Origin of the sequence: Streptomyces sp. NPDC088097, from assembly GCF_044741845.1 — a bacterium.
Lineage (GTDB): Bacteria > Actinomycetota > Actinomycetes > Streptomycetales > Streptomycetaceae > Streptomyces.
In genome coordinates, this window is the sequence record NZ_JBIUTJ010000003.1 from 125101 (window position 1) to 137130 (window position 12030).

The 12030-nt window shown below is 72.4% G+C and carries 9 protein-coding genes; 6 read left to right on the forward strand and 3 right to left on the reverse strand.

What is annotated here, in order from left to right; translation table 11 throughout:
* Window positions 1–143: 143 nt before the first annotated feature.
* The 3 genes from ACIOD1_RS10645 to ACIOD1_RS10655 all read left to right on the forward strand — a co-directional run bounded on the left by ACIOD1_RS10645 (window position 144) and on the right by ACIOD1_RS10655 (window position 4143).
* Window positions 144–626, forward strand: coding sequence for a MarR family transcriptional regulator (locus ACIOD1_RS10645; protein ID WP_365612517.1), 483 nt, complete (start codon window positions 144–146; stop codon window positions 624–626).
* Between the two features lie 17 nt (window positions 627–643).
* Complete coding sequence (locus ACIOD1_RS10650) at window positions 644–3190, forward strand: MFS transporter (RefSeq protein ID WP_365612514.1); 2547 nt, start codon at window positions 644–646, stop codon at window positions 3188–3190.
* A 134-nt stretch (window positions 3191–3324) separates the two neighbouring features.
* Window positions 3325–4143: a YceI family protein gene (locus tag ACIOD1_RS10655; RefSeq protein WP_401901510.1), complete on the forward strand. Its 819-nt coding sequence runs from the start codon at window positions 3325–3327 to the stop codon at window positions 4141–4143.
* A 75-nt stretch (window positions 4144–4218) separates the two neighbouring features.
* Here the strand turns inward: ACIOD1_RS10655 and ACIOD1_RS10660 are convergent, their stop codons facing one another.
* The gene (locus ACIOD1_RS10660) at window positions 4219–5487 is read right to left on the reverse strand and encodes an ROK family transcriptional regulator (protein WP_365612508.1); all 1269 of its coding nucleotides are present in this window, start codon (window positions 5485–5487) and stop codon (window positions 4219–4221) included.
* Between the two features lie 277 nt (window positions 5488–5764).
* On the opposite strand from ACIOD1_RS10660, the gene ACIOD1_RS10665 reads away from it, so the two are divergent.
* Complete coding sequence (locus tag ACIOD1_RS10665; protein WP_401901512.1) at window positions 5765–7603, forward strand: RICIN domain-containing protein; 1839 nt, start codon at window positions 5765–5767, stop codon at window positions 7601–7603.
* Window positions 7604–7797: 194 nt separating this feature from the next.
* Here ACIOD1_RS10665 and ACIOD1_RS10670 read toward each other — a convergent pair whose 3' ends face one another.
* Complete coding sequence (locus ACIOD1_RS10670; RefSeq protein WP_365612502.1) at window positions 7798–8214, reverse strand: hypothetical protein; 417 nt, start codon at window positions 8212–8214, stop codon at window positions 7798–7800.
* 12 nt (window positions 8215–8226) lie between these two features.
* Window positions 8227–9516 (reverse strand): MFS transporter, encoded by a 1290-nt coding sequence (locus ACIOD1_RS10675; RefSeq protein WP_401901514.1) that lies wholly within the window; start codon window positions 9514–9516, stop codon window positions 8227–8229.
* A 549-nt stretch (window positions 9517–10065) separates the two neighbouring features.
* Here ACIOD1_RS10675 and argC point away from each other — a divergent pair.
* Window positions 10066–11106 (forward strand): N-acetyl-gamma-glutamyl-phosphate reductase, encoded by a 1041-nt coding sequence (argC, locus tag ACIOD1_RS10680; protein WP_401901516.1) that lies wholly within the window; start codon window positions 10066–10068, stop codon window positions 11104–11106.
* Window positions 11107–11108: 2 nt separating this feature from the next.
* Window positions 11109–12008 carry an acetylglutamate kinase gene (argB, locus tag ACIOD1_RS10685; RefSeq protein WP_401902322.1) on the forward strand — a complete coding sequence of 300 codons (900 nt, stop codon included), beginning with the start codon at window positions 11109–11111 and terminating at the stop codon, window positions 12006–12008.
* Window positions 12009–12030 lie beyond the last annotated feature (22 nt).

Here is a 12030-nt window from a genome sequence, read left to right on the forward strand (position 1 = left end):
GTCGCCCACTCCCCCGTCCGACCTGCGCGTTTACGGAAGCAATACTTGCCTTTGTCAACTTTTTAGCCCCAAATCGGCCTCTCGATTTGCCTGGAGCAACCACCTTTTTTACGGTTGCCCAAAGCAACCACATCGGAGGTGTGATGGCCCGGCAGGCGCAGTACGAGGAACTGGCTCGCGAGCTCAGTGCCATCGGATCCGTGAAGAGGGACATGGGGCGGATCCTGCCGCACGACTGCCCGGCGGCCTCGGCCGCCGTCCTGGCCCTCCTCGGACGGCACGGCGCCATGCGCATGAGCAGGCTGGCCGAGCTGCTCTCCGTGGACATGTCGGTCACCAGCCGCCACGTCGCGCACGTCGCGGACCGGGGCTGGATCGAACGCCGCCCCGACCCCGCCGACAGGCGCTCCCGGATCCTCCACCTCACCAGCACCGGGCAGGACCGGCTCGACGAACTCTCCCGTCGCACCTCACGGCTCCTCGCCGACCGGCTCGACGACTGGACCGACGAAGAGGTGCGCCTGCTCATCCAGCTGATGGGCCGGCTGCGCACGAGCTTCGGCGACGGCCGCTCCCCACAGCGGCCCGCGAACACGGCAGAACCGATCACCCGAACACCCGCATGAAGAACGTTAGGAAGCCCATGGCAACGAACACACCGATCGGTGTGCGGGGCTCGCACGCCAAGCACGGAGCCGGCGACGCCGCCGCGCCGATGTCCCACCGCCAGATCATGGAGGCCCTCTCCGGGCTGCTGCTCGGCATGTTCGTCGCGATCCTGTCGTCGACGATCGTCTCCAACGCCCTGCCCGAGATCATCGGCGACCTGGGCGGCGGACAGTCCGCCTACACCTGGGTCGTCACCGCGGCGCTGCTCTCCATGACCGCGACCACACCCCTCTGGGGCAAGCTGTCGGACCTTTACAGCAAGAAGGCGCTCGTACAGATCGCCCTCGTCATCTACGTGCTGGGTTCGGCCGCCGCCGGTCTCTCGCACAACGCCGGCATGCTCATCGCCTGCCGCGTGGTGCAGGGCATCGGCGTCGGCGGCCTCTCCGCCCTCGCGCAGATCGTGATGGCCGCGATGATCTCCCCGCGCGAGCGCGGCCGTTACAGCGGCTACCTCGGCGCCGTCTTCGCCGTCGCCACCGTCGGCGGCCCGCTGCTCGGCGGCGTCATCACCGACACCTCGTGGCTCGGCTGGCGCTGGTGCTTCTACGTCGGCGTGCCCTTCGCGATCATCGCGCTGATCGTCCTCCAGAAGACCCTCCACCTGCCCGTCGTCAAGCGTGAGGTCAAGGTCGACTGGGGCGGCGCCTTCTTCATCTCCGCCGCCGTCTCCCTGCTGCTGATCTGGGTCACCTTCGCGGGCGACAAGTACGACTGGATGTCCTGGCAGACCGGCGCCATGGTCGGCGGATCCATCGCGCTCGGCCTGCTGTTCCTGCTCGTCGAGAGCAAGGCCTCCGAACCGATCATCCCGCTGCGCCTGTTCCGCAACCGCACCATCGCGCTCTCCTCGATCGCCTCGCTCTTCGTCGGCGTCGCGATGTTCACCGGCACCGTCTTCTTCAGCCAGTACTTCCAGCTGGCCCGCGACAACTCCCCGACCATGTCGGGCGTCATGACCATCCCGATGATCGGTGGCCTGTTCGTCTCGTCCACCGTCTCCGGCCAGGTCATCACCAAGACCGGCCGCTGGAAGGCGTGGCTGCTCAGCGGCGGCGCGCTCGTGACCGCCGGCCTGGGGCTGCTGGGCACGATCCGCTACGACACCACCTACTGGCACATCGCGATCTTCATGGCGCTCCTGGGCCTCGGCATCGGCATGATGATGCAGAACCTCGTGCTGTGCACGCAGAACCAGGTGGCCCCCTCCGACCTCGGCTCGGCCAGCTCCACGGTGACGTTCTTCCGTTCCCTCGGCGGCGCGATCGGCGTCTCCGCGCTCGGCGCGGTCATGGCCAACCGGATCGGCCACTACGCCCAGGACGGCCTCTCCACCCTGGACCCGAAGTACCAGGCCGCCGCGGCGCAGAGCTCCGGCGCCATCCCCGACATGGACAGCCTGCCCGCTCCGCTGCGCACCGTGATGGAGAGCGCCTACGGTCACGGCATCGCGGACGTCTTCCTGATCGCCGCGCCGCTGGCCCTGATCGCCTTCATCGTCGCGATCTTCATCAAGGAGGTCCCCCTGCGCACCTCGGGCGGTCTGGCCCAGGCCGCGCAGTCCGAGGACACCGCCGCGACCCCCGCCACCGCACCGGCCGCCCAGGCCCTCGTGCCGCAGGCCAGGACGGAGTCGGCGGCCGGGAGCGCGGCCGACGGCGGCCGGGCCGTGCGGTCCGAACGTGAAGGGGCCGAAGCGCAGCAGGCCGCCGCGGGCTCCGTGGCCACGATGACGAACGAAGGGTCCGGACCTGTGAACGGTGGTACTCCGGTACACGGCCACGTGCGCGGCGCGGAGCACGCGCCAGTGCCGCGGGCGGCGGTGACGCTGATCTCGCTCGCGGGACGGCAGCTCGGCCGGTCGGTCGCGCAGGCCGACGGCTCGTACTCCGTGGAGGCTCCCGGCGACGGCTCGTACGTCCTGATCGCCTCCGCCGACGGCTTCCAGCCGCAGGCCTCGACGATCGTCGTGAACGGCGAGCCCCTCGCCTACGACATCCTGCTCAGCGGCACCAGCGGCCTGGGCGTGCTCGTACGGGCCGCCGGCAGCGGCGCACCCGTCGAGCAGGCCATGGTCATCGTGACCGACGTGCGCGGTGACGTCCTGGCCACCGGTACCACGGACCGGCAGGGCGAGTTCACCTTCACCGACCTGGTCCCGGGCTCCGTGACCGTCGCGGTGAGCGCCCCCTCCCACCGCCCGGCGGCGCTGCCCGTCGAGGTCGCCGGCGTCGGCGTCACCCGTGTCGAGGTCGAACTGAGCGCGGGCGCACGCCTCCAGGGCGTCGTACGGGCTCCGGCCGGACCGCTCGGCGACGCGCGGGTCACCCTGGTCGACGCCGCCGGCAACGTCGTGGGCACGGCCCGGACCGGCGCGGACGGCGCGTACGCCTTCACCGACCTCGGCGGCGGCGACTACACGGTCATCGCGACGGGTTACCCGCCGGTGGCCACGGCCCTGACCGTGGGCGGTCCGGGCGTCGACGGGCACGACATCGAACTCGCCCACCCCGGGGAGTAGCCGCCCTCCGGCCCGTGGGGCGCCCCGGCGAGGGCGCCCCACGGGCCGCGCGGCTCCGGAGCCGGTTCCGACTCCGGCTCCGGCTCCGAGCCGCTCGGCACGACCATCGAAAGACCTCGCAGGGAGACAACGGCATGGCACTGACCGCACGGATCCGCACGCGTGACGGATGGGCCGTATCGCACGCGGTCGTCACGGTGACCGACACGAAGGGCGCGCAGGTGGTGCGCGCCGAAGCCGACGGCGAGGGCGCCGTGCGCGACGCGGTGGCGCTCGCGCCGGGCGCGTACACCGTGATCGTCACGGCGGTGGGCTACGCGCCCTCCGCGTCCAGTGCGCTGGTGACGGCGAGCGGGCGCGCCGAGGTGGGCAACGTGGTCCTCGCCCGCCAGGGCGGCACCGAACTCCCCCCGCCGGGCCCGTGGACGATCGACCCGGCGCACTCCTCCGTGGGCGCCGTCGCGCAGCACCTGGGCATCTCCAGCGTGCACGGGCGGTTCACGGAGTTCGGCGGACGGATCGACATCGATCCGCAGGAGGTGTCCGCGTCCCGGGTCGAGGCGGTGATCAACGCCGCCTCCATGGACACCGGCAACGCGATGCGCGACGGCCACCTGAGGTCGGCCGACTTCCTGGACGTGGAGACGTACCCGGAGATCACCTACCGCTCGACGGGTCTGACCCCCGCCGGGTCCGACCGCTGGAGCGTGCACGGCGAACTCACCCTGCACGGGGTCGCCCGGCCCGTCGACCTCGACCTCGCCTACCTCGGAACCGGCGCCGATCCCTGGGGCGGCACCCGCGCCGCCTTCCGCGCCACCGCCGAGCTGCGCCGCGAGGACTTCGCCATGAACTACAACCAGGTGGTCCAGGCGGGCATCGCGGCCATCGGCACACAACTGCGGGTGGAGCTGAACATCCAGGCGGTACAGGGTGACGCGCTGCCGGGCTGACGACCCGGGCCGTGCGCGGGGGCAGGGCGGGCCCGCGCGCGAGGCGGGGGCGGGCCCGTGCGCGGGTGCCCGGCGTCAGACCGCGCCCGGGTCCTGGTAGACCGCGTCGAGCGCGAGATGGGCTCCGCCTCGGGCCGCGGCGCCGAACCCCAGGGTGGAGAGCCGCACTTCGCACGCTCCGGCGGCGGGTGCCATCACACGTGCCCGGACCACTTCGCGGACCCGCTCCAGCATCAGGTCCCCGATGTGCGTGAAGTACCCGCCCAGGACGACCGTGTGGGGGTTGAGGACGTCGGCCAGGAGGCCCAGGCCCAGGCCGAGGTCCTCGGCCACGCGGGCCAACGCCTCGCGGGTGCGCGGATCGCCGTCCCGCGCGCGCCGGCGCAGCTCCCCCAGGCGGGTTTCGAGGGCGACGGTCGGGTCGTGGACCGGGTCGTCCTCGTCGGCGGCCAGGCGCAGGATCGCGTCCAGGCCGACCATGACCTCCCAGCACCCGAGCCGCCCGCAGACGCAGGGTCGGCGCTGCGGGTCGAGGGGCATGTGGCCGACCTCGCCCGCGAAGCCGGTGGCCCCGCGCAGCAGCCGGCCTTCGCTGATGATGCCGGCGCCGATGCCGCGTTCGCCGGTGATGCACACCATGTCGGACACGTCCTCCCCCTGGACCAGGGCGTGTTCGGCGAGGGCGGCCAGCTTGGCGTCGTTCTCCACGACGAGCCCCGGCGGCGTCCCGGTCAGGCGGGCCAGGAGTCCTTCGCGGACGGGTACGCCGCGCCAGCCGAGGGCGGGTGCGTAGTCGACGGTGCCGGCGGCCGCGTCGATGACGCCGGGTACAGCGAGGGTGAGGCCGACGGGGCGGACCCCGTCGTGGTCGAGCGCGGCGAGGCAGGTCCGGATCGCCGCGGCGGTGACGTCCAGGACCGCTTCGGAGCCGGCTCCGGCAACCGCGACGGCTCCACGGTGTTCGTAGGCGCGGTCCCCGCTCAGGGTGAGGGCGAGGACGTGGACGTAGCTGGTGCTGATCTCCACCCCGATGCCGCAGATGTCGCCGCCGTCGAGGTGGACCAGGGTCCCGGGGCGGCCCACGGCGCCCTCCCGTTGCGCGGGTCCTTCGCGGACCAGGCCCAGGGCGACGAGTTCGGCCACGAGGCTGGTGACGGTCGGCTTGGGCAGGCCGGTCTCGGTGGCGATCCGGGCCCGTGAGCGTGGCCCCGCTTCCCCCAGGATCCGCAGCACCACAGCGAGGTTGGTGCGCCGGATGGACCCTCGGTCCCGGGGGGAGGAGGGGCCGGCGGAGGTGCCGGTGCGGGCGGCGGGCGGTGCGGTCGCCGTACCGAGGTCGGTCATCGGGTCCTCGTCTCTGCGGGAGTCGGAGGGGGCCACGGGGCTGCCGGTCGGCCAAGTGTCCCGAAACGAGGGGCGTTTGACACGGCGTGCGTCCTGGTGTCTTGACAGCCCTCGGATTAGTTCGGATTCTAGCTGAACTAATTGCGCGCTGCCGTGAACCCTCCATCCCCCCATCGACCGGGACCCTCGGCGAGACACCGCCGGGGCTCCGGACGTCTCACCCCCCGGGCCGACCCCGTCAGTACCGACACGCGGTCCGGGCACGAGAGGAGCACCCGTGCCCGCCCTTTCCCGGACGACCACCGTCGGCGCCGCCCTCGCGGCCGTCGCCACCCTGCTGCTCGGCGGGCCGGCCGCCGCTCCGGCCTCGGCCGGCCCCTCCCCCGGCCCTTCCGCGTACACCGTCTCCATCGGCGCGAAGGGTCCGTGGACCCACCCCGACGACACCCCGGCCGGCACGTACATCGACAAGGACGGGACGTTCTACTACCAGTCCGCCCACGCCCTGTACGGCGCGAGCGACCCCCGCAAGTGGACGTTCTCCACGGGGAGGGACTTCGACTCGGCGAAGCGCTCCGGCCCGATCAGCGACGCGGTGAACCCCGCGAACTCCGCCGACCGCAACAACGACACGACCTGGCGGTGCAACAACAGCCCCACGGGGCGGGAGGCCACGTACGCCCCGGGCACCTCGTCCTACGCGCAGAAGAACTACTGCGACCTGATGGGCGTGTGGGTGGACCCCGACACCGGCGACTGGTACGGGCTGGTCCACAACGAGTTCACGCCGAGCCCCTTCGGTGACGGCCTGCACTACGACGCGATCGACTACGCCGTCTCGAAGGACCGGGGTCGGACCTGGGACATCAAGGACCACGTCCTCACCTCCCCGTACAGCACCGAACGCGGCGACGCCTCGGCCTTCCCGAACCAGACCTACCACTACGGCAACGGCGACGCGCGCCTGTTCGTGGACACCGCCTCCGGCTACTTCTACGTCTACTACAACTCGCGGGTGATCCCGAAGGGCGGGGTCCCGGGAGGCTGGACGGACGGCAGCCGTGCGCACGTCGCCCGCGCCCCCATGTCCGCCAAGATGGCGCCCGGTTCGTGGAAGAAGTGGTACGACGGCTCCTGGTCCCAGCCCGGAACGGGCGGCCTGGAGAGCAACATGGAACCGGTGGGCGCCGGCAACACCACGGGCTACACCCCCGTCGACCACGACTACGACCCGGCCAACACGGGCAGCGTCGCACAGCAGCAGGCGGCGGGTGAACTGCCTGCTAAGTCGCCTCTGTTGACGATGAACATCGCCTACAGCGCCTACCTGGGCCAGTACGTCGGAGAGCCCGAGGCCGTGGTCCAGGACGGCAGCGAACCACAGCGCTTCTACGTCACCGACGACCTCGCCACCCAGAAGTGGAAGCTGGTCGGCGACTCGGGCGACTACCGGACGGGCTCCTGGTACCGATGGATGCTCGACCCGGTGAACAAGACCGGTTCCACCATCGTCGGCAAGACGTTCCGCAGCTACTGCTCGTTCTTCTGCTCGGGCGGCGCCGACGGCGAGTACTACGACACCGTCATCGGGACCGGCACCCCGGCCGCCCCGGTCACCGCCGGCCGGTCCTACTCGATCGCCAGTGGCGCGGGCCGCGTCTTGGCCCAGGTCTCCGGGAGCACGACCACCACGTCCCAGACCTCGGGCGGCTCCTCCCTGGCCACGTGGGTCTTCACGCCCAACGGCGACGGCTCCTACCGCATCGCCAACGCCTCCACCCACCAGTTGCTGGGCGTCAACGCGAAGAACGACGCCGGACGGGCGTGGGCGGCCAAACCCACCGCGACCGACGCACCCACCAACGGGCCGACGGTCGGTCAGCAGTGGTTCGTCATCCCCAACACCACGGCCGACGGCAAGCCCACCGGCACCCACCGGCTGGTGAACCGCTACAGCGGCCTCGCCCTCGGCCTGTCCGCCGCCCAGGGCCGGCGCGCCGAGACCACGCCCGTGCGCGCCTGGACCGACACCACCGGCTCCCCGGTCGGTGGTGCGCGCACCACCGCCGAACAGACCCTCACCCTCACCGTCTCGGGCGCGGTCCACAACCTCTGACGGGCTCCCGTAGCCCATCGGGGAGGGGAGGGAGCGAAAGGCCGCTCCGTGGGAGACGGGCGGCGGCCGGCGCATGCCGTTGGACGACCGCGCATGGGTCACCGAACGCCCCCGCCTGCTCGGTTGGCCCACCTGGCGCGGCGACCAACCCCACCTGACGGGCGCGGCCCGCGCGTAGCGGCAGCCCCACCGCTTCAGAGGGCGCGGGCCCGCCGGTACAGGAAGGCGGCGACACAGGTGAGGACGACGGCAAGACCGGCCGGCACCTGGACGAGCACGTTGATCGACATGGGCACGTGCTCCACCGTCGAGCCGTCGGAGTAGACGCAGGCGTTGCGAAGGGGCCAGTGGTCCTGGTTCAGCCTCGCCAACTGTGCGCCGGACGCGTTCCGGTCCTCGCACAGCGCCGGGAACGGTCCTCCCAGAGCGACCGTGAACCATCCGTAGCAGTACACGGCGGTAGCCGAGAATGCGGAGATCAGGGCGAGAACCGCGCAGATCCTGGGCCGTGAACGGGGCGGGTTCCGCAGCATGAGAACGAGCACCAGGATGCACGCCGGCGCGGCCGCCCCGCTCACGAGGAGGAGCAGACCCGTCAAAGGCATCGACATCGCGCCCCGGTCCTAGTCGGCGGCGGGCAGGTGGGCTTCGCTCGGTCGGCCGTGCGGGGCGCGGAGCGTGTCCCGGTTCGCGGGACGCGTCCGTTCCGCCCACGCGGCCACCGGAGGGCCTGCCGCCCCCAGAGCCGCGAAGAACACGCCGAGCAGCAGCCAGCCCGTGTGTCCGAGTCCGAGGACGGCCGCGGTGAGGATCACCGGGGCCAAGGCCTGTCCGGCGTCGAAGCCGATGCCGAAGAGGCCCTGGTACTGCCCTTGGGCGTGGTCGGGGGCGAGACCGAAACCGAGTGCGAAGCCGCCCGAGGACTCCCACACCTCCCCGAGGCTGTGCACGCAGACGGCGAGGACGGCGAGGCCTGGTGCGATCCAGGCCGGCACGTCTGCGGTCAGGGCCATCAGGGGGCAGCTGACCAGGAAGAACAACCCGGCGAGGCGGAACGCCCGGCCGCCCTGGCGCGGTGTTTCCACCCGGGAGCCGATCCTGCTCTGGAGGAGCACGCACACCCCGCTGTTGACCGCGTAGACCGCCGCCACCGTCCAACGGGGCGCGTCGGTGTGCGCGGAGAGCCAGATCGGCAGCAGCAGGGAGACGGTCTGGTACTGCAGTCCCATGGCTCCGTAGAGCGCGACGAAGGACACGAACGGCCGGTCGGCGAGGACCGCCCAGCCGCGGTGCTCCTGGGGCCGGGGCAGGGGCCAGTAGTTCGGGACGCCGATCAGGCCGACCAAGGCGGCGCAGGCGAAGCTCGCGGCGTTGGCGAGGATGAGCGCCGTGTAGGCGGGTCGGGTGTCGACCGATACGGCGAAGCCGGCGCCGAGGGTGCCCAGGACCACGCCGAGGTTGACGAACGTACGCAGTCTCGCCCTGAACGCGGCCGGACGTTCGCCGCCGGCTCGGGCGATGAGCGCACCGCCCGCCGCCCCGCTCGCCGTCGCCGCCAGCCGGTCCAGGGTGGCGATGAGCGTGAACGTGAGCCAGCTGTGGATGAGGACGAAGGCGGCCATCGTCACGGCTTGCATCACCAGGGACGTCAACCAGACCGTGCGCGGCCCGTACCGGTCGGCCAGGTTCCCCGCCGGGATCCCGGCCGACAACCCGGTCAGCCCGGCGATCGTGAGGCCGACCCCGACCTGGGCGGCGGGCAGGTGCACGACCAGCGTGAAGTAGAGCACCGCAGCGGTGTTGAACAGCCCGTTGCCCACCCGACTGACGAAGCTCGCGAGGATGAGGGCCCGCTGCGGACGGTCTGCCGCCGACAAGCCGGGCATCCGCCGCCCGCCCCCCTTCCCGATCATGCGAAGCAGGCTAGCAGCGCCCCTTCCGGGGCCCTCCACATGGTCCGGGCCGCTCTTCGGCTCGTCAGCGCGTCGGCACGCACGCGGGAACCTCGACGCCCCAACACGGCGCGGCCCCCGACGACAGCCTTCCGCCGACCGGGACCCGCCCTGCTGACGGTCCGGCAGATTCGGCCGAGATCGCGTTAAATTAGGTTAGGCTAAGCTAAACACAGACGGGCTGTGCGGAGGGGCGCGGGTTCGCGTGACGGCAGGGAGGATGGACACCCATGGGCCTGCCGGCCATCGGTTCCCGCCCCGTCCCCGGCTTCTCCGCCCCGCCCCGCCCGCGCGCTCCTCTGGTCCTCGGCCCCTGCCGCGGCGCGGCGCCCTTCCACGACACGGGTCCGCCGCGGCGATCGCCGCTCCCCCGCCGCGCGACCTGTCGGACGGCAGGGTGTCACGCGGTGTTCGCGCGGCAGGGGTGAGCGCGGCCCGCTGCCGGCCATACCGCGGCGCCAGTCTGTGCCGACGCCCTCGGCGCCCTACGGACAGAGAGAACGGAAGAACATGACTACACGGGTCGCGGTGGCCGGTGCCAGCGGCTACGCCGGCGGGGAACTGCTCCGCCTGCTGACCTCACATCCCGGCGTGGAGATCGGCGCGGTGACCGGACACACCAGCGCGGGCCGCCGGCTGGGATCCGTGCAACCTCAGCTTCCGGAGCTGGCCGACCGGATCCTCCTGGACACCTCCGCCGACGCCCTGCGCGGCCACGACGTGGTGTTCCTCGCCCTTCCCCACGGGCAATCTGCAGCGCTGGCGCAGGAGTTCGAGACGGACACGCTGGTCGTGGACTGCGGCGCCGACTTCCGACTGCGGGACCCGGCAGCATGGGAGCGCTACTACGGCTCCGCCCACGCCGGGACCTGGCCGTACGGCCTGCCGGAACTGCCCGGGGCCCGGACGGCGTTGAAGGGCGCCACCCGGATCGCCGTCCCCGGGTGCTACCCCACCGCCGTCACCCTGGCGCTGTTCCCCGCCTTCGCGGCCGGCCTCGTCGAACCCGAGGCGGTGGTCGTCGCCGCCTCCGGGACCTCCGGCGCCGGGCGGTCGCCCAAACCGCACCTCCTGGGCGCCGAAGTGATGGGCTCCATGAGCCCGTACGGGGTGGGAGGCGGCCACCGGCACACCCCGGAGCTGGTCCAGAACCTGTCCCGGGCCGCCGGCGAGCACGTCACGGTCTCCTTCACGCCGACCCTGGCGCCCATGCCCCGGGGCATCCTCGCGACCTGTTCCGCCCGGCTGCGCCCGGGGGCCTCGTTGACGGCGGCGGAGCGCGAGGCGCGCGCCGTGTACGAGGCCGCGTACGCCGACGAGCCGTTCGTCCGGCTGCTGCCCCCCGGCCGGTGGCCCGCCACCGCGGCCGTCCTCGGATCGAACACCGCGCAGGTGCAGATCGCCGTGGACCCGGACGCCCGCAGGCTCGTCTGCGTGAGCGCCATCGACAACCTGACCAAGGGCACCGCGGGTGGCGCGGTGCAGAGCATGAACATCGCCCTCGGCCTGCCGGAACGGTCGGGCCTGCCCACGAATGGACTGACCCCGTGAGTGTGACCACCGCGCCGAACGCCCGGGACCTGCCCTGGCCGGCGGAGCTCCAAGGCCGCACAGTCGTCGTCAAGTTCGGCGGCAACGCCATGGTGGACCCGTCGCTGCACCGGACCTTCGCCCAGGACGTGGTGGAGCTCTGGCAGGCGGGCCTGCGGCCCGTCGTCGTGCACGGCGGCGGGCCCCAGATCAGCGCGCTGCTCGACCGGCTCGGCCTGGAGGTCCGCTTCGAGGCCGGCCTGCGGGTGACCACGCCGGAGACGATGGACGTCGTGCGCATGGTGCTCACCGGTCAGGTCCAGCGCGAGCTGGTGGGGGCCATCAACGCCCACGGGCCCCTCGCCGTGGGGCTGTCGGGCGAGGACGCGCACACCATGACCGCCGTACGGCGCCCGGCCTGGGTGGACGGCCGCCCGGTGGACATCGGTCTGGTCGGCGACATCGTGGCCGTGGAGACCGCCACCATCCGCACGCTGCTGGAACAGGGCCACATCCCCGTCGTCTCGCCCGTCGCGCGGGGCGAGGACGGTCAGGTGTACAACGTCAACGCCGATCTCGCGGCGTCGGCACTGGCCGTGGCCCTCGGGGCGGACCGGCTGGTGGTCATGACCGATGTCGAGGGTCTGTACGCGGACTGGCCGCACAGCACCGAGGTCATCGAGCGGCTGACCGTCGGCGAGTTGGACGCGCTGCTGCCCGGGCTCGCGAGCGGCATGCTCCCCAAGATGGAGGGCTGCCTGCGGGCCGTCCGGGCCGGCGTCGGCCGGGCCCGGGTCATCGACGGCCGGGTGCCGCACGCGCTGCTGAGCGGAGTGTTCGCCGAGGAGGGACCCGGCACCACGGTGGTGCCGGACGCGACGCCCGGCCCGGAGGGGCCCGGCGGCAAGGAGGACGAGGCGTGATCGACGACGGTACGACCCGGCT